The organism is Bradyrhizobium sp. 1 (assembly GCF_023073315.1).
GTDB lineage: Bacteria > Pseudomonadota > Alphaproteobacteria > Rhizobiales > Xanthobacteraceae > Bradyrhizobium.
Map to the genome: position 1 here is coordinate 235,348 of NZ_JADPJH010000022.1, position 18,544 is coordinate 253,891.

At 65.1% G+C, this 18,544-nt stretch carries 16 protein-coding genes; 5 read left to right on the forward strand and 11 right to left on the reverse strand.

Annotation, left to right across the window (positions count from 1 at the left end):
* Positions 1-27: 27 nt before the first annotated feature.
* Complete coding sequence (locus IVB29_RS17805; protein ID WP_247504677.1) at positions 28-822, reverse strand: class III extradiol ring-cleavage dioxygenase; 795 nt, start codon at positions 820-822, stop codon at positions 28-30.
* Positions 823-983: 161 nt separating this feature from the next.
* Between IVB29_RS17805 and IVB29_RS17810 the strand changes: the two genes are divergently transcribed.
* Positions 984-1,163 (forward strand): hypothetical protein, encoded by a 180-nt coding sequence (locus tag IVB29_RS17810; protein ID WP_092022169.1) that lies wholly within the window; start codon positions 984-986, stop codon positions 1,161-1,163.
* A gap of 20 nt (positions 1,164-1,183) precedes the next feature.
* On the opposite strand, the gene IVB29_RS17815 is transcribed toward IVB29_RS17810, so the two are convergent.
* On the reverse strand, positions 1,184-2,641 hold the full coding sequence (locus tag IVB29_RS17815; RefSeq protein WP_247504678.1) for a carboxylesterase family protein: 1,458 nt from the start codon (positions 2,639-2,641) through the stop codon (positions 1,184-1,186).
* 67 nt (positions 2,642-2,708) lie between these two features.
* On the reverse strand, positions 2,709-2,957 hold the full coding sequence (locus tag IVB29_RS17820) for a hypothetical protein (protein WP_346731290.1): 249 nt from the start codon (positions 2,955-2,957) through the stop codon (positions 2,709-2,711).
* Positions 2,958-3,150: 193 nt separating this feature from the next.
* On the opposite strand from IVB29_RS17820, the gene IVB29_RS17825 reads away from it, so the two are divergent.
* Entirely contained in the window at positions 3,151-5,841 is a 2,691-nt protein-coding gene (locus IVB29_RS17825) for an alpha/beta hydrolase fold domain-containing protein (RefSeq protein ID WP_247504680.1), read from the forward strand.
* 111 nt (positions 5,842-5,952) lie between these two features.
* On the opposite strand, the gene IVB29_RS17830 is transcribed toward IVB29_RS17825, so the two are convergent.
* Positions 5,953-7,347, reverse strand: a complete 1,395-nt coding sequence (locus IVB29_RS17830; protein WP_247504681.1) for an MFS transporter — start codon at positions 7,345-7,347, stop codon at positions 5,953-5,955.
* Here IVB29_RS17830 and IVB29_RS17835 point away from each other — a divergent pair.
* The 3 genes from IVB29_RS17835 (at position 7,333) to IVB29_RS17845 (ending at position 9,165) form a co-directional block, all read left to right on the forward strand.
* Positions 7,333-8,379, forward strand: coding sequence for a LysR substrate-binding domain-containing protein (locus IVB29_RS17835; protein ID WP_247504682.1), 1,047 nt, complete (start codon positions 7,333-7,335; stop codon positions 8,377-8,379). The genes IVB29_RS17830 and IVB29_RS17835 overlap by 15 nt on opposite strands.
* A gap of 98 nt (positions 8,380-8,477) precedes the next feature.
* A complete protein-coding gene (locus IVB29_RS17840; RefSeq protein WP_247504683.1) occupies positions 8,478-8,750 on the forward strand; it encodes a hypothetical protein in 273 nt (90 codons plus the stop codon).
* Positions 8,751-8,859: 109 nt separating this feature from the next.
* Positions 8,860-9,165, forward strand: coding sequence for a hypothetical protein (locus IVB29_RS17845; protein WP_247504684.1), 306 nt, complete (start codon positions 8,860-8,862; stop codon positions 9,163-9,165).
* A gap of 223 nt (positions 9,166-9,388) precedes the next feature.
* Here the strand turns inward: IVB29_RS17845 and IVB29_RS17850 are convergent, their stop codons facing one another.
* From IVB29_RS17850 to IVB29_RS17880, 7 genes are all read right to left on the reverse strand, one after another.
* On the reverse strand, positions 9,389-9,544 hold the full coding sequence (locus tag IVB29_RS17850; protein WP_247504685.1) for a hypothetical protein: 156 nt from the start codon (positions 9,542-9,544) through the stop codon (positions 9,389-9,391).
* 113 nt (positions 9,545-9,657) lie between these two features.
* Positions 9,658-10,173 (reverse strand): septal ring lytic transglycosylase RlpA family protein, encoded by a 516-nt coding sequence (locus IVB29_RS17855; protein ID WP_247504686.1) that lies wholly within the window; start codon positions 10,171-10,173, stop codon positions 9,658-9,660.
* A 350-nt stretch (positions 10,174-10,523) separates the two neighbouring features.
* The gene (locus tag IVB29_RS17860; protein WP_247504687.1) at positions 10,524-11,774 is read right to left on the reverse strand and encodes a DUF1501 domain-containing protein; all 1,251 of its coding nucleotides are present in this window, start codon (positions 11,772-11,774) and stop codon (positions 10,524-10,526) included.
* A 2-nt stretch (positions 11,775-11,776) separates the two neighbouring features.
* Positions 11,777-13,240: a DUF1800 family protein gene (locus tag IVB29_RS17865; protein WP_247504688.1), complete on the reverse strand. Its 1,464-nt coding sequence runs from the start codon at positions 13,238-13,240 to the stop codon at positions 11,777-11,779.
* A 171-nt stretch (positions 13,241-13,411) separates the two neighbouring features.
* The gene (locus IVB29_RS17870) at positions 13,412-15,931 is read right to left on the reverse strand and encodes a M56 family metallopeptidase (protein ID WP_247504689.1); all 2,520 of its coding nucleotides are present in this window, start codon (positions 15,929-15,931) and stop codon (positions 13,412-13,414) included.
* Positions 15,928-16,320, reverse strand: coding sequence for a BlaI/MecI/CopY family transcriptional regulator (locus IVB29_RS17875; RefSeq protein ID WP_247504690.1), 393 nt, complete (start codon positions 16,318-16,320; stop codon positions 15,928-15,930). The genes IVB29_RS17870 and IVB29_RS17875 overlap by 4 nt, the downstream gene beginning before the upstream one ends.
* Before the next feature lie 321 nt (positions 16,321-16,641).
* On the reverse strand, positions 16,642-18,294 hold the full coding sequence (locus IVB29_RS17880; protein ID WP_346731291.1) for an NAD-dependent malic enzyme: 1,653 nt from the start codon (positions 18,292-18,294) through the stop codon (positions 16,642-16,644).
* Positions 18,295-18,544: the final 250 nt, after the last annotated feature.

Genomic DNA, 18,544 nt, shown 5'->3' on the forward strand with positions numbered 1-18,544 from the left:
TACGGCGCAAGACACCGCCCTACGAATTCACCCAAACACATACGACGCCATCGCCACGTTCGCGACCTCGTCGACGAAGACGCGTTTGCCCGCATCGCTGCCGGCAGCACCAGCCGCGACCATCAGCGGCAGCAGATGGTCCTCGCGCGGATGCGCAAGGCGTGCGCTCGGCGCGCTCTCCCAGTCAACCAGCATCGCGTTGCGGCGTGCCGCATCCGGATTGCCGATCGCCTCGTTCAGATAGGCTTCGAAATCGTACGAGACGGGCTTGGACTCCGCACGTCCGAAGCCGCGCATGTTGTGATAGGTGAGCCCGCTGCCGACGATCAGAATGCCTTTGTCGCGCAACGAGACGATCGCCTGCCCGACCTTGATGTGCTCGGCCGCGTCGTAAGTCGACTTCAGCGACAGCAGCACGATCGGCATGTCGGCATTCGGATACATCAGGCCGAGCGGCACGAAGGTGCCGTGATCAAAACCCTGATTGGGATCTTCGCGGCAATCGAGGCCCGCACGCTTGAGCAGCGCCCTCACCTCCGCGGCGAGTTCGGGCTTGCCGGGCGCCGGATATTTGAGGTGATAGGTATGCTCGGGGAAACCGTAATAATCGTACACCATCGGCGGATGCGCCGAGGTGGACACGGTGAAGGCATCGGCCTCCCAATGTCCCGATATGACGAGCACCGCCTTCGGCTTCTCGGGGAGAAGTTGCGGCAGCCGCCCGAACTCCGCGGCGGTTTTGGCATATTGCACCCGCCGGTCCTCCATGAACGGCCACGGGCCGCCGCCATGCGACAGGAACAGGGTCGGAAGTCGCGTCATGGGAGAAGGCTCGTCTCGTTGGCAATAGGCGCGTGTAGCTGGCCGCGCGATCGTCGGCGAGCATAGGCAAACCGGTATAGTTAGCAAGTCGTTAACGATTTGCCGCCCACAATCGGAGGCGTGGCCGAAGGAGTCGGCCAGAAGACAAGCGAGACGTTAAGATGAAGAAGTTTGCGCTGGGGGACGTCGTCAACAGTGACAAGGGCCGCCGCGGCGTCGTTCGCGCCGCCTACCGGTCCAGGGAAGGCCAGCAGTTCTACGCCGTCGAGAAGGACGGCGCGATGGACCACCTCGAGGAACACCGGCTGACGCCGGCTCCGCGCGTCGAGCTCGCGGCCTAACTCCAACGCCTTTTGTCGCGCTAGCGCGTGAGCCGGTCGAGATGCTCCGCGAGGGGATCGTCGCCGCTCGCGATGCGCTCGTTCCCAATTAGCAGCACGCGATCGCCGCCTGCGGTCGCATCCCAATGCGGCAGATCCGGGCCGTTGGGATCACCGCTCATTGCAAAATTGATCCAGTAGGCGCGCATGCGGTTTGCGACCTCGCGGTCGTGCCGTGAAAAGATGCCCGCGCCGGGCACGCCTTCCACGCCGAAGATGAATTGCAATTCCCGCCCGTGACCGCCTTCCGGAATTGCGCGCCGCGCCTCGGGCACATAGGCGAAGCGATAGCGGAACACCGGCGCGCCGCGCGCGGCATGCAGGCGTGCGAGCAGCCTTGCCGGCTCGGAGAAGACCTTGTCGGTATAAAACCTTGCCGCAAGGTCCGAAGATTTGGCGACCTCAGGATAGAGCTTGCGCAGTTCATCGATGGTGATGCCGGACGACGCAAGCTGCTTCGCGATGTCGGGCTCGCTGTCGAAATCCGTCTCGTCATCGTTGCAGCCGATGATCAGCGCAATCCGGTTTTCATGTCCGGCCGTAAAGCCTGCGGCGATATCGTCCGTCACGAGGCTTCCGTCGATCGCCGGCGCGAAGCCGTGCGGTGATTGCGCGAGCAGCTTCTGTTCGGCAGCAAGCAGCTCTGCGGGCGCGATCGTGCGCGGGTCGGTCTGCGAGAGCGCCGCGACGAATTGCAGGCCCGCAGCCTCCGCCTCCTGCCGGGAGCGCAAGTGGGCGCGGCCGGGCACCGATTGCAAAATGGCTTTCTGGAACAGACCGCGCGCCTCGTCGCACAGCATCAGCAGCGCGATCGAGGTCGCACCCGCGCCGCTGCCGAACAGGGTGACGTTATTGGGATCGCCGCCGAACGCCGCGATGTTGCCGTGGACCCAACGCAGCGCTGCGATCTGGTCCATCAGCCCGTAATTTCCGGAGCCGTTTTCCGACAGCGCGGGGTGAGTGAGCCAGCCGAGTGCGCCGAGGCGATAATTCACCGTCACGACGATCAGCCCGGCCTGCGCGAGCTTGGCGCCGTCGAACAGCGGATCGTTCGCAGTACCGCTGACGAAAGCGCCGTCATGGATGAACACCATCACCGGAAGCGGGCCGTCGACGCCAAACGGACGGAACACGTTAAGTGTGAGGCAATCCTCGCTCGCGTCCGCCAGCGACGGCTGGAGGCAAGGCGCACCGTAGTCGTAGGCGGTGCGCATCTCGGAACTCTCGGCCGTTGCCTGCGGCGCGCGCCAGCGCAGCGCGCCGACCGGCGGGGCTGCATAAGCAAGTCCCTTGAAGAAAGCCACCTCGCCTTCGACGGCGCCAAGCATCTGGCCTTCGCGCGTCAACGCAAACGGAAACTGTCCGACCGGCTGGGCCACGGCCGGGCCGGCGAGGCGAAGCAGTGAGAAGGCCAGAGCGAGCGCAAACAGGGGTCGCATCTTGGGGGATCTCGATGCGCGAAACGGTTCCCCGGAAGGTTACGTCCGCGATGCACGGCGAGGCAAGCTAGTTGCCCTTGCCCACAATCTCCGCCAGCGCGCGGCGCGCGACGATGCCGAGTTCACCGAGCGTGGAGTGTCCCGCCTTCGCCGCTTCGATCAGGCGCTCGGCGATAATCCTGCGGCTGTCGTGATCGCCGCCGTGCGGCAATTGGCGGCACGTCTCCTCGAGGACGACGTCCATGTTGGCTTTGGTTCGCTCATTCAACTCTGTCATGACGCCCGGTCTGTACGCGTGGCTAGTAACCGCAAGCATACACAGAAGGATGTGCTCTGATTACCCCGGACAATCCCGGCGATTGTGCATCGCGATGCGTGTATCGCCACAACTTTCGCGCGGTCGCGATGACGCCGCAAACGACCACCAAAGATTGCACTTGCTCTGATGACAAGCCGAGCCTGCAGCGTTAGCCTGCCGGCAAAACAAACAAATACACGGGAGGAATGCCATGCCTGACGCAATGGTTGCCACACGTGAATCCAAAGCGGCGGGTGGAACCGCCCAGCAGGTCGACGTCGCCGTGGTCGGCGCCGGATTTGCCGGCCTTTATCTTCTCCATCGCCTGCGCAAAGCCGGCCTCTCGGCCGTCGGCCTCGACGAGGCCGGTGATGTCGGCGGCACCTGGTATTGGAACCGCTATCCCGGCGCGCGCTGCGATATCCAGACCATCGACTACAGCTACACCTTCGATCCGGAACTCGATGCGGCCTGGACCTGGTCGGAGAAATACGCGACCCAGCCCGAGATCCTGCGCTATCTCGGCTTCGTCGCCGATCGCTATGATTTGCGCCGCGACATCCGCTTCAAGACCAAGGTCACTGAAGCCAAGTGGGACGAACAAGCCGAGCGCTGGCACCTCTCCACCAACAACGGCGCGCCGGTCTCTTGCCGCCACTACATCATGGCCACGGGGTGCCTCTCGGCGCCAAAGCCGCCGGAGATCGACGGCGTCAAGGAATTCGAGGGCAAGGTCTATTTCACCGGGCGCTGGCCGCATGACGGCGTCAATCTCGCCGGCAAGCGCGTCGCCGTGATCGGTACGGGATCGTCGGCGATCCAGTCGATCCCGCTGATCGCCCAGCAGGCCGCGCATCTCACCGTATTCCAGCGCACGCCGAATTTCGCGCTGCCCGCGGGTAACGGTCCGGCGCCGGAGGATCGCAAGACCTTCTTTGAAAGCGACCGTGCGGCCTATCGCGAGCAGGCGCGCCAGTCGATGACCGGCGTGCCGTATCCGCAGCAGACGGTCGTAAGCTGGCAGTTGAGCGATGCTGAGCGTCGCGAGCGTTTTGAACGCGCCTGGGCTGCCGGCGATCTCGTTCATATCCTGACCCAGCTCTGGGCGGACCAGGGCGTGGATTTTGATGGCAATGCGCTGATCGGAGAGCTGATCGGCGAGAAGATCTCAGCCGCCGTGAAGGACCCGGAGACGGCGGCGGCGCTGATGCCGCACGATCATCCCTTCGGCGCCAAGCGTCCCTGCCTCGACACCAACTACTACGCCACCTACAACCGGCCGAACGTTACGCTGGTCAATCTGCGCCAGGAGCCAATCAAGGCGATCACCGGGGGCGGTATCACAACGACCAAGCGTAGCGTTGACGTCGACGTCATCGTGTTCGCGACCGGTTTTGATGCCATGACCGGCGCGATCCGGGCCGTACATCCGATCACCGGACGCGGCGGCAAATCGCTCACCGACGTCTGGGCGCAGGGGCCACAGACTTATCTCGGGCTCACGGTCGAGGGTTTTCCGAACTTCTTCATGATCACCGGGCCCGGCAGCCCGTCGGTGCTCTCGAACATGGCGGTGTCGATCGAGCAGCACGTCGACTGGGTCGTCGACCGCCTTGCCGCGCTGCGCGATGCCGGCTTCACCACGATCGAGCCGACCGAGACGGCGCAGGCCGGCTGGGGCCGGCACATGACGGACTGCTCGATGGTGACGCTGCACCGGCTCGCCAACACCTGGTACACGGGCGCGAACGTGCCCGGCAAGGTGCAGGGCCTGATGCCTTACACCGGCGGCGTCGGCCCCTATCGCAGCATCTGCGACGAGGTCACGAGTCGCGGCATGCTCGGCTTCAAGCTCACCGGCCCCGACGTCGCCGCGCAATGCAATGACGGAGAAGTGGTGCAGCTCCAGCCGGACGTGCGGCTGGTGCTGAACTTTCTCGCGTCGCTCAGCCTGCCGCCGATCGAGTCGATGGGTGCGCAAGGTGCATGCGCCTTCGTCAACGAGTTCAACAAGGGCCGCCCGGCGGGACGGCCGATCGGCGACATCGTCGACGGCACGCTGCCGGGCACCGACGGCCCTCTGCCCTATCGCGTCTACAAACCGGCAACACCGGGGCCGCATCCGGTCGTGGTGTATTTCCACGGCGGCGGCTGGGTCCTCGGCGACGAGCAGTCCGACGAGCCGTTCTGCCGCGACATGGTGCGGCGGACCGGCATGATGTTCGTCAGCGTCGGCTATCGCCACGCGCCGGAGCATCGCTTCCCGACCGCCGCCGAAGACGGCTATGCGGCGACGCGCTGGATCGCCGAACATGCCACCGAGCTCGGCGGCAAGCCGGGCCCGGTGCTGGTCGCCGGCTGGAGCGCCGGCGGCAATATCGCCGCGGTCACCTGCCAGCTGGCGCGCGACCGCGGCGGACCGGAAATCGCCGGTCAGTTGCTGGTGTGCCCGGTCACCGACTGCAGCTTCGACCGGCCCTCCTACAACGACAATGCGTCCGGCTACTTCCTGACGCGCTCGCTGATGTACTGGTTCTGGGATCTCTACTGCTCGCCGGCCGACCGTACCGATCCGCGTGTCTCGCCGCTGCGCGGCAAGGTTTCTGGCTTGCCGCCGGCCTTCGTCGTCACCTGCGAGTTCGATCCGCTGCGCGACGAGGGCATCGCCTACGCCGAGGCGATGGCGGCCGCCGGCGTCCCGGTCGAGCAGCTCAAGGCGCGTGGCCATTTCCACTCGTCATTTGCGATGGTGGACGTGATCATCACCGGCGTCCCGGGCCGGGTGCAGATGGCGCAAGCCCTGCGGCGCTTCGCCGGACTTCCGCCGGAGGTCGGCCGCGACGACGAGCACAGCCACGGTCATGTCAGTCCGGGGCACCGGATCGCAGCGGCCGCGAGCTGAGCGGCGGCGGATCGGCCGGGAGCCATTCTCCCGGTCGACACGGTGATTGGTGTGGTCCCGGTATCCACGCTCGTTGGGCCAGTCACAACGGCGCTGAGCCGGCCTGCGTTGTCAGCTGAGCAGCTGGGGCTGGTGGTCCGGCAACAATGTCGAGGCCGCGATGAGGCCACCTGCGGATGCAACAGCCGCAAGAAGCCAGGGCCATGCGTAGCCGGCAGCCGTGGCCTCATGCGGCAGCGACGCACCGAGCGTCGCGATGCCCAGTGCGAAGCCAGCCTGGCGCATGACCACAGTCACTGCCGAAGCCATGCCGGTCTGGTCCGGAGGCACCAAGGCGACGACAGCACCCGACAGTTGCGGGTGCGCAAGCACCGCGCCAAGCCCTATCAACAGCATCGCGGTCGCCGCCGCGGCGAGAAGTACGCCCGTGTTCGGGAGCCAGCCACTCGCGACCAGCATCAAAGTGAGATTGCCCGCCAGCAGCACCAGCATCGCGGTCGCGAACAGCCGACGCCAGCCCCAGTGTTTTGCCAAACGGGCACCATAGGGCGGCAGCAGAAGCATCGGCAACGTCGCGCAGAGCAATGCGAAGCCGACCGATGAGCCTGTCCAGCCAAACGCTGCGCCCAGAAACGGCGGCAGGTAGACGAGGACGGCCCAGTATCCGATGGAGACGGCAATCAGCAACGACGAAATTCCGATCATGACCGGCCGCCCGAATACAGCCGGGTCGAACATCGGCGCAGGCCGGCGCCGCTGCTGCATCGCGAAGATGGCGAGCAGACACACACTTGTCCCGAGACCGACCGCAACCCCGACCGATGCCGCACGCCCCATCAACAGGCTCTCGATCGCCAGACCAAGAGCACAAGTGAGAAGAATGACGCCGCTCCAATCCAGCGGACGATCGGCAGGACCGCGCGATTCCGCGACCAGCCGCGGGACGGCCAGAATAGCGAGCAGGCAAAGTGGGATATTGGCCAGGAAAATCCAGCGCCACCCGATCCAAGCCGAGACGAGCCCTCCGAGCGTCGGCCCGAGAGCCATGGCTGTACCCGAGATCACACCCATCAGCGCGAATGCGCGGGCGCGCTCGTCAGGCCGGGTATAGGTGCTCGCGAGCAGCGCGATGCCTCCGGTAATGACGAACGCTGCACCAAGGCCTTGAACTGCACGAGCTGCCCACAGCCCCGGTCCTCCCGTCGCAAAGCCGCAAGCGATCGAGCCCACCAGGAACACGATGTTGCCGCCGAGCAGGGCACGTCGTCGCCCATACCTGTCGGCAAGCGCACCGGCGGCCAGCAGTCCCCCGGTAAAGGCCAGACTGTAGGCATCCATGACCCAGGCATAGGCGGCGACGCCGAAACCGAGCTCGGCCGCCATGGCCGGCATGGCGACGACGACCGCCGTCACGTCGAATTGCGTCAAGAAGGCCGCCATGCCGAGCACCGCCGCCGGCAGCAGGTCGCGCCAACAGCTCAGCGGCTGCGTATGGAGTTCGGTCATGCCCATCGTTTTCCAACCGTGAAAGCGTCTTCTGCCGATATGCACGCCGGCGCGGGCTGCACGCCAATGCGACCTGTTCACATCGCCATGAAATTCATTCATGATGATGCGATGCGCTCATTTCCTCCTTTCGATGGCCTGATTGCGTTCGAAGCCGCCCTGCGACATGCGAACGTCACGCGCGCCTCGGCAGAACTCGGGCTGACACAGAGCGCGGTCAGTCATCGCCTTCGCAAGCTCGAAGACTTCGTCGGCATGCCTCTGCTCGTTCGACAACCAACCGGCTTGAGCGCCACACCGGCCGGTATAGCGCTGTCGAACGAGTTGGCCGGCTTGCTCGAGCGGATGGCCGACTTTCGCGCGCTCTGCCGCGCTGCCGCGCCGCCTCCCGCCTTGAAAGTGGGCGTCGGCGCAGCGCTTGCCGACTACTGGCTCGTGCGCCGTTTGCCCTATTTCGCGGAAGCCCATCCCGGCATACCGATCGAGCTTGCCATTCTCCAAGGTGACGCACACGCAAGGTCAGCAGATCTCGACGTCGCGGTGCTGTGGCAACCGGCGGCGGGCTTCAGAGCAACGTCGACCCAGCGCTTGTTATTCCGTGAGCACGTGTACCCCGTCTGCCACCCCCGCCTGCTGCCAGGTCGGCGACCACTGGCCGACGTCATGCGGCTGAGATCCTTGCCGCTCTTGCACAAGGGCCGAGCGGGCGAAGACGGTGGGGTCGAATGGTCCTGGACGACCTGGTTCGAGCGATTGGGGCTAGGTCGCCCTCCACCTGCGGAGATCCGTTTTGCAACAATAGCTACCGCCATAGCCGCCGCCCTCGCGGGCAACGGAATCGTGCTCGCACGCTCGCTGCTGGTTCAGGATGCGCTCAGGGACGGGAGGCTGGTGCGCGTGCTCCCGCAGTCGTGGGATTTGCCATCGAGCAAGACCCAGATCGTGCGCTGGCCCGCGGCAATGGCCCAAGATCGCCGCGTGAAGGCGTTCGTCGACTGGGTATTGCGGATTCCGAAAATTCCCGGCGGATGAGCCTGACGCCGCGGCGGATTGGCGGGGAACAAATTCCCGGCCAGCGCGTTTGCGGGGTGGCATCCGCGTATCGGGTGCTTGTTGCGTGAGGTGGGGCGATGGGCGACGTGATTGCGGATTCAAAGGTCGACTTCGGTGCGGTTGCGGCCCTGCATAAATGGCCGTCGCTTGCGAACCAGCGTCGGCCGGACAGAGACTCCTACCAGGTGAGCCAGGGCACCCTCGACGAGTGCATCTCGGCTTTCATGGAGAAGCCGGCGACGACCAGGCATCTCTATGAAATCCACACGGCGGCGCAGCCGTCGCTGGTCACGGATATCCTCTCGCCCGAGCACGTCACCGAGCTATCGCGGCTGAGAGAGTATCTCTGATTGCGTGCAGACTCCGTCTTCTGCAAACGCACGACAAGCTTCTTACCAAGGCAGGAACCTTCTTCCGGCTTTTCCCGTTAACGGGGATCGGAAGCCAAAGGTGTCTGAGATGCTTGAAGCTGGCGTACCATCCCGGGTCGTGCCTTATGGAGCAGACCAGACCTTATTCGTGGTGATCGACCGCCGCGACAAGGCGACTGAGATCCCCATCGAGCGCAGCGATCTCGAAGCCACGATTGGCGAACTCGTTGCCGGATGCTTCAACGATCCGATCAAGGTGATCTCGTTCAACACGCTCGAGCACTGGATGAAAGACATCTCGACCGAGATCGCCGGCGAGATCCGGGCGCGCTGCGACATCGACGGCGTGACGCTGCCCGACTATCTCAGCGACTTCGTCGAGAGCCACACCTGACCAGCCGTCGTTCTTCAAATCGCAGGCAGCAAAAAAGCGCCGCTTTCGCGGCGCTTTCGTTTTGCGAACTCAGTGGTGCCAGAACAATGCCAGCAACAGAACGATCGGCAGCGGCACGCCAAGCAACCAAAGCAAAGCACCTCGTCCAAAGCCCATAACTTCCTCCTCCACATTCATCACGGACATGACGCCGGAGACGAGAAGAAGTTCCGCTTTTCGGGAGTTAGGCGTGGCGACGCCTGCCGGTGATGACCTCGATCTCGCGGCGGCGTTCGCCGGCGAAGGTCAGGAGCTTTTCGATCGTCAGTGTATCCGTGATCCGTTTGGCGAGGCGCTCGGCGCGTGCGGCCTGATCTTCGAGATACTGGATCGTTTTCAAACGCCGCCCCCCAAAGGACCCCGATTTGGGCCCCGAATTGTTTGGACGCCCATGGTGCGGCAGAGCAGCTAACAGCCGGTTAAGCGCTGCGGCTCAGGTCGATGAATCGCGCGCTATCGCACGACGTCGAGCCTGACATTGGTGACGCCCTTGTCGACCATGCCGAGCGCCTCGGCCGCGGAGGGCGAGATGTCGACCACGCGCCCGCGAACATAGGGCCCGCGATCGTTGACCCTGACGGTCACGAAGCGGCCGGAAGAGACATCAGTAACACGCAGCTTCGTGCCGAACGGCAACGAAGGATGGGCCGCGGTCAATTCGTTCTTGTCGAACCTCTCACCGCTCGCGGTCTCCGTATCCGAATAGAAGCTGGCGACGCCATGCGCGGCAGTCTGCTTTGCATCACGGTCGGGGATGCGCACCCGGCTGATCGGCCGCGGATGCAGAGCTGCGACCCGATGAGGCCGCTCGACCGCGGCCTGCCGGTTGGTCCCGAGATCGGCCTTCTGACGACCGACCGGTGATTGCGCGCACGCGGCGAGCGATGCAGCGCCGACGATGGCCAGCAGCAACCGGCTCGCGCTTGCCAGCGAAATCCGGGCAGTTTCGGCACTTGCAAAGCGAGACATGATGCGCCCTCCGAACACGCCTAAGTTTCGGTGGGCAATCGGGGCAGAACCTTGGCTGAAGGAAAGCGGGCCTGAGGCCGCGGCCGTTTCGCGCCGGCTGTGGCGATTCCACCACAGTGGCGTGTCCTGAATCGAGACAGATTCGCGAAAAATTAGCCTGAAACGATGCGCCAGACGATCGGGCGCGTGCCCGGCTGATCCTCACCAGGTTCGGCATCCCCCCTCAGGAGCCGCATCAGTTCACGCCGATAGAGCCTTCGCCAGCCGGTTTTCAGGCTGGCGAGAAAGTCGAGCTCTCGTTGTGTCAGTGTGCACATCATGAACCCGATCCATTTGCGAGCGCCGCGCCGTCAGCCGACGAGGCCCCCCATCGGTTTGACGTCGGCGCTGCCGGGGAAGACCGTCTCAGCCAGAATCTTCTCGTCGACGCGCAGGTGATCCCTGAGCAGGCCCTTCAGCACGGCGCGCAGATCCGTGGTCGGCTTGAGATCGCGATCCTCGAACAGCTGCGCCGGCTTCAGGCCCGGCCAGTCCGCGATCACGCGGCCGCCGGTGAGCCCGCCGCCGATGAGGAAGGCGACGGTGCCGGTGCCGTGATCGGTGCCTTCCGTACCGTTGATGCGGGCGGTGCGGCCGAACTCGGTGACGACGGCGACAACCGTCTCGTGCCACACTTCGCGCATGTTGCTCTCGATCGCGGCAAACGCACCGTCGAGCGCACCGAGCAGATTGTAGAGCTGGCCTGACGCCGCGCCCTCGGCGATGTGGGTGTCCCAGCCGACAAAACCCATCGCGCCGACGCGCGGACCGTCGGGCTTTGCGAGATAGCGCGCAGCGGTGCCGGCGGCTTCGGCAAAATAGGCGCGCACGCGCGCGATGCCCGGAGGCATCAGCGTCGGATCGTCCGACATCGGATCGCCGATGCCGGGCGCACCGCCGAGCGCGGCGAGCTTCATGCGCGCCTGGAGCACAGTCGCAAGCTTCGGATCGGTGTGCTGGTAAAGATCAAGCAGGCGGTTCTGCGTGTCCTCGCTCGCCGGCAAGAGCCTTTGCGGTACCCATGTCATGACGGGCGCCGAGCCGCGCACCACCAGTGGCGTCACCGAGCCGATGCCGAGCGCGCGGCTGCCGCGCGGGTCGACACGGCCGCCTGATTCCATCGCCAGCAGCGCGCGGTTGAGCCATCCCGAGCTGGTCATGCCGGGCTTGACGAGCCCGCTCTCCAGCACGTCCTGGCCATCAAAATGCGAGCGCTCGCGATAGGGCGTCGCGGTGGCATGGACGATCGCGGCCTTGCCGGTCTTGTAGAGCCGATGCAGGTTCGGCATCGCCGGATTGAGCGCGAAGAAGGCATCGAGCGGCAGCGCCGGCGGCTTGCCGTCCAGCACCAGCGCGCGATCACCGCGCAAGGAGATCCAGTCGGGATCGCCGACCGGTGCAACCGCCCCGAGGCCGTCGAGCGCGCCGCGCAAGATGACGACGAGCAGGCGCGGATCGCGGCCTTCGGCGCGCGCGATCCGCGGCATCTGGCTCCACGCGAACAGCGCGCCGGAGCCGACCAGAAGCTCGCGCCGCGTGGGCAGATGATTGTCAAAGCCCATGCTCACCTCCTCTGAAAATCCGCCGACATGAACAGCAGCGCCAGCGCCTGCTGCCGGCTTTCGGCACGGCCGACCGCCTGCTTCACCTCGGGTGCGATCTGCGATGCGAAGACGTCCTCGATGATCGCTTGCGGATCAGCCGTGGCCGCCACGCGCTCGGCAAAATTGTTGGCGATGTCGAGCCGCCGGCCAATGCCGTCGACCCAGCTTGCCTCGTCATCGGGATAGCCTTTGGGCGCCGACGGCCGCCACAGCCCTTCGCCGAGCAGCTCCTGGCCGCCGGTGAAACGGGCGGGATCGACGGCCGTGATGCCGGTCGCGCGCACCATGCCGACGCCCCATTCGCTCGGACGCTTCAGTTTTGACGGCGGCCCGCGCCACGCCTCGTCCGACGAGACCATCGTGATCGCGACCTGCTTGAGATCGCCCTCGGTGTCGCGAAAAATCTTCGCCATCTGCTCGACCAGTACCGGCGGCGGCTCGTCGGCCACGAAATGCCGTGCGAGCTTGGTCGCAACATGGGTCGCGGTCGCCGGATGCGCGGCGAGGTCGCGTAGCACGGCGCGGCCCTGCTCGGCATCCTCCTGCTCGTAGCGCTTGCCGAGCACGGTCTGCCCGCCGGGTTCGTGCAGCCGCGGATTGAAGGTGAATTCGCCGCCGTGCTCGGGATTGTCTCCGGGCGGCACGAGCGTCCATCCCGTCAACACATTGGCGAAGCTGATCACGTCGTCCTGGGTGTAGCCGGTCCTCACACCCAGCGTGTGCAATTCCATGATTTCACGCGCAATGTTTTCGTTGAGGCCGCGGCTGCGGTTGATGCCGGCGATCGAGTTCGCGCCCATCGAGCCGAGATTGTCGAGATAGAACAGCATCGCCGGGTGACCTTCGACCGCCAACAGAAGATCGACGAAGTGTCCGAGCGCATTGGCGCGAACGGCCTCGCGCTCGTAAGCACCCGACATGCTCTGGATCTTGTAGGCCGAGATGCAGAAATGGTTGGACCAGAACCACACCAGCCGCTCGGCAAAGCCGATGTCGGCGGCAAGGGCTGCTTCCGTGCGCAGCTTGGCTTCCTGCAAATAGATCGGGCGCCCGGGATCGGGGACGGCTTCGGCCGCCTGCTTGGCCGCCATCTCGGCGGCGTCCTTCTCTTGACCTTGAGCTTGGCCCTGCGTTTGCGTCTGGTCTTCCGACATCGCCGGCGCTGCCGCCGTCTGCTGCTTCTTGGCCTGCTGCTGCGCCTGCTTGGCCCGTGCCGCCCGCCGCGCATTGGCGTCGGCAACAGTACGATATGCCTTTGCACTCGCGGGAAGGACGGCCGCAGCGGTCAGCGTGAGCGGCCGGTCGAGTTCGGCGATCAGCGCACCGCGCGGGTCAGTGCCGACAGCGGCAATCGATCCCGGCCGTGGCCCCATGCCGAAGCGATGAAGTGCCAGCACCGCTTCAGCCTTTGCAGAATTGCTCATGGCGAACGCCCAATTCTCTCGAGCCCGCCGGCGGTACACCGGACGAGGCTACGAACCGTAATGCTACACATCGTAGCACTGCGAATTCGCCCCCGCAAGCAGAGATTGAGACTCTGTGCGGGGTCTTGCGGGTCGCCCATCCGGCGCGGTGGACGGGCGGCCGCGACGATCCTAGAAATTGGGCCCGAGCGCGATTTTGGTGATCGTGCCGTTCCGGACACCGATCCGCCATTCCGCCGAGCCGTTGGCGAACTGGGCGATGTAGATGTCGCTGTCGAGCGCGGTGACGCCGCGGAACGAGACCGCACGCAGCGCGCCAAGCCGCGCCAGGATCGCCTGGTCGAACGGAAGCTGCTGGCGCGTGACGTCGGCGACTTCCGACGTCATGCGCTCGTAATCGGGTTGTCCCTTGCCGACACCCTCGATGTAGCTGCGCAGCATCTCCTCGCCATTGGCGATCGGAACGGCGCGGCGCGCGGCGCGTCCCGGCTTTGCGCCGAGGCTCATAGCCTCGACATTGTGGAAGCGCGTCATCCGGCCCGGCATCAGCACCTCGAGGCATCGCCCCGACTTGTCGGCAATCACCCAGGGATTGTTCACGGTGGTCGTGACGGCCCAGCTCATGTTGGGCCTGACGACGCTCTCGGCCTTGCGATTGCCGTCGGCATCGAGATTGAAGACGCGGATGTCGTCGCCCATCTCGTTGTAGACCATGATCCGGATCGGCGAGGTGCCGGCGCGACCGCGCGCATTCGCCTCATCTGCGCAAGGCACGATGCCGCCGAGCTCGTCATTGCCATCGGCCCGGAACAGCACGTCGCCGACCTTGCCGTCGGGCTCGAGCAGCAGGCGGAATTCGGCGGAGCCGTTGTCGAACTTGGCGCCATAGATGTCGTAGCCGCCGGGACCGACGCCGCGGAAAAAGATCGACTCGACCGCGCCGAGTGCCACGAATGTCGCCTGCGTTTCATTGAGCTGACGGTGGATCTTGGCAGCCAGCGGCGCACTCATGCGATCGTAGTTCGGCGCACCCCGGCGCAGATCCTCGATCCCGCGCAGAATCAACTCCTTGCCGCCGGTCATCGGGACCTGCTCCCGGAAGCGATCCGGAATTTCCGCGACACGACGCGCGAAATCGGCCTCGATCGCCTGCGCTTGCGCCGCGTCGATCCGCGGTGCAAGACGGGCGCCGAACATCGCGTTCTGAACCAGCACGCGCGAGACCCTGGCTTGCTCGTCGCGCAGGAAGATCAGGAGATTGTCGCCATGGATCGAGAAGACGTCGGCGCCCTCGGCGAGGAGCGCCGCCTGGCCCTGCACGGTCTCCTGCACCTGAAGCCGATCCCCGTCGCGGCGCACGGTGAGCACGCGGTTCGGCGCAACCCGGTACCAGCCGACATACTGATCGAGTGATCCGGAATCGGCGGCGGACGTCGGCATCTCGGCAACGCGCACCGCGCGGATGTCGCGACCGTTCATGTGCAGCATCAGCCCGGCGGAGCGGCGCTCCGCATCGACTGAGAACGTGATCTCGCCGGACGAGGCCGTGTAGGACGCGGTGCCGTCACTGCCCACCGTCAGACGCAATTTGCGCTGCCCGGTGAGTTGGCCGTAGACCTCGTCACCCTCGCGGAAGATCGCGAACACCGAGGCCGGGCCCATGGCGTAGAAATTGACGAAGGGGCGGTAATGCTGGGCCGGCACCTCGCCGAGGTCCGCGACGCCGGGCGCGGGATCGGGCGTGCGATAGGCGATCATGCCGGCGGACACGATCACGACCGGAACGATCGCAGCCGCGATCCACAGCCGCTTGCGCCAGCCGACCGCAACGGGCATCGCGGCAGCCGCGATGATGCGTTCGACGCGCGCGCGCACGGTCGAGGCCCGCGCCATCGCGAGCTCCACGGGTCGCGGGTTTACGCTGCTGGCAAAATCGAGCAGGATTTCCGCGTAGGACAGCCGGTCGTCGATGACCTCGATCGCCTGCGCGTCGCTGATGATCTCGGCGAGCTCGGCAAGACGCGCGAGCTGCCACCACGAGAACGGGCTGAACCAGAACACCGCGCGGTTCAGCGTTGCGAGCAGGAGAACGTAGAAATCGCGGTTGGCCACATGAGCGCCTTCATGCGCGAGCACCGCGAGACGCTTCTTCGCGTCCCAGCCGAAAAATTGCGGCGGCACCAGAATGGTCGAGCCGAAAGTGACGGGGCCGCCGACGTCGCGGCTGACCCGCACGTCGGCGTCGATCATCTGCGGGCCCCTCATCGGCTTCGCCGCACGCGCGAGGCGCCAGGTCAGGCCGAGGCCGATCGCCAGCCGCAGCAGCAACAGGCCGGCGACGCCGGCATAGACGATGGTGGCGACCAGCCACCAATTGATCGAGACGACGCTTTTCACCGGCGGCAGAATGGCCGGGCCCGGCGCGATTGGTAGCGCGGGCTGCGATGTCTCCAGCATCGACATGTCAGCCGGCAGAAAATCATCCGGGATGGAGACCGGCAACGGCAACCGGGTGATCGTCAGCGTCGGCCAGTGCATCACGAAGGGCATCGCCAGCGACGCGAACAGCACGACGACCCACGCCGTCATGTGAACGTGCGGATTGCGCACGCGAAACAAATTGAGACCGAACCAGACGACGCCTCCCAGCACAAGGGAGCGCAGCGCCGCCTCCGCCAGAGTTGCGATCATTCTTTCTTCACTCCCCTCGCCTTCTTCGCCTTGGCGACCTGATCGGCCAGCGTACGCAATTGCTGCTGGTCGAGCATCGCATTGTCCACCATGCCGACCAGGACTTCTTCCATCGAGCCGTTGCAGAACCAGTCGACGATGCGCTGCACCGCCTTGGCAGCAACCCGTGAGCGCTCTTCGGCAGCGTGGTAGACATAGGTGCGTCCGTCCACCGTGTGGTTAGCATAGCCCTTTTCCTCGAGCCGGCGCAGCACCGTGCGGACGGTCGATTCCTTCAGACGACGTGACAGCCGCTCGCGCACGATTTCGGCCGTGACGGGACCATGAGCCCAAACCAATTGCATGACCTCGTGCTCGAGGTCGCCCAGTTCGGGCAAACGATCGTCCATGGTGGCCTACCTGACGGCTTGAGTTTTCTTGTAACGTTACAGATCGTCGCATATAGGACCGCGCCGCGCAACGGCAATTCCATCGGAAATGGTGGCGTGGGGCTGACCTGACCGGTCAGAACCCCTACGAGTCGGATGGACTTTCGATTTGGCTTGCGGGTTGCCCTGCCCCTCACCCGGATTGCTACGCAATCCGACCTCTCCCCGCAGAAGCGCGGGGAGAGGTTAAGGAGGCAACCTCTCTCACTCCCTCGCCCCGTTCTTACGGGGAGAGGGTGGGGTGAGGGGCCGCCTCCGTAAATTCAGATCGAATTGTAAGCCTCAGTACTTCGGCTCGTACATCTGCGACTGGACCAGGCCCTTGACGTCGTTGGGCGCCGGGCCGTCGGCCAGCCCGCGCTGGTAGGCGACGTCCGCTACCGCAGCGGCAATGCGGGCCGAGACCTCGCGAATGCGAGGGAGTGCCGGATAGAGGCTGCCCTGGGCGAGGTCGTCCTTGCCGACGCAATTGGCCAGCGTATGGGCGGCCGCCATGAACATCTCGTCGGTGACGAGGCGCGAGCGGCTGGCGATGACGCCGAGGCCGACGCCGGGGAAGATGTAGGAGTTGTTGCCCTGGCGCGGCACGAAAGTGCGGCCGTTGAGTTTTACGGGATCATAGGGACTGCCGCAGGCGAACAGCGCGCGGCCCTCGGTGTAGCGATAGGCATCCTCCGCCGAGCACTCGGCCTTCGAGGTCGGGTTCGACAGCGCGAACACGATCGGCTGCGCGTTGAGCTCGGCCATCGCCTTGAGCACCTCGGGCGTGAAGGCGCCGCCGACCGCGGCAACGCCGATGATCACCGTCGGCTTCAGCGTCCTGATCGCGGTGAGGAAATCCGCGATCGGCGCCTGATCGGTGTGGGCATAGCGCAGCTTGTGGCCGGAGAGGCCGTCACGGCCGCTGACGACGAGACCGCGGGAATCCACCAGCCAGTTGCGCCGGAGTGCTTCCGCTTCCGAAGCGCCCTCCGCCATCATGGCGGAGACCACGAGATCGGCGATGCCGGTTGCCGCCTCGCCTGCACCGAGGAACAGGATCTTCTGGTCGTTCAGCTTGCCGCCGTTGATGCGCAAGCCCGAGAACAGGCCGGCGAGCGCCACCGCCGCGGTGCCCTGGATATCGTCATTGAAGACACAGGCGTCATCACGGTATTTGTGCAGCAGCTTGAATGCCGAGTGATTGGCAAAGTCCTCGAACTGGATCAGCACGCCCGGGAAGGTTTTTCGCGCGGCGACCATGAACTCGTCGACGAAGCTGTCATAGGCCTCGCCCGTGAGCCGGCGCTGGCGCAGACCGAGATAATAGGGATCGTTGAGCAGCTCTTCGTTGTTGGTACCGACGTCGAGCACGATCGGCAGGCAATGCTCGGGATGCACGCCGGCACAGGCCGAATAGAGCGAGAGCTTTCCGACCGGAATGCCCATGCCGTTGGCGCCGAGATCGCCAAGTCCCAAAATGCGCTCGCCGTCGGTCACGACGATGAGTTTTGCGGGATTGGGCCAGTTCTTCAGGATGTCCGCGATCTGGCCGCGATCGCGCGAGGAGATGAACATGCCGCGCGGCCGCTGGTAGATCAGGCCGAACTTCTGGCAGGCGAGCCCGACCGTCGGCGTGTAGATGATCGGCTGGATCTCGTCGATATTGTCGACGACGACGCGGAAGAACAGCGCCTCGTTGCGGTCATGCAGCGCGTTCAGCGCGACGAATTTTTCCAGATCCGTCGGCAGCATGCGCAGATTGACGAGCACGCGCTCGACTTGCGTCTCCATCGTCAGCACGCATGGCGGCAGCAGGCCCCGCAAGCCGAGCGTATCGCGCTCCGCTTCCGTGAAGGCAGTGCCCTTGTTGAGCAGGGGATCGCGCAGCAGCGCCATGCCATGCGCGGTGTCGGATGATGTCGAATGGGCGCTGACCCGAGCAGGTCTATTCACGAATTCCCCCAAGGAGTTTCTTATTGAACGGCTGACATTGTCGGCCACCGCTCACTTGAGATCAAGGACGTAGAAACTCAGGCGCATATTGTGATCTCGCACCGCAGCGAGATTGGCGCGAGAGAAATGGCTGAGGCAAAAGGTTAACAGCGCACACTCGCGCCCCTCATCGTGAGGAGCGCGGCACGCGCGTCTCCGGACGATGCTTTGCATCGCCGGGCGAACCATGCAGGCCCCTATTTCGCCCGCG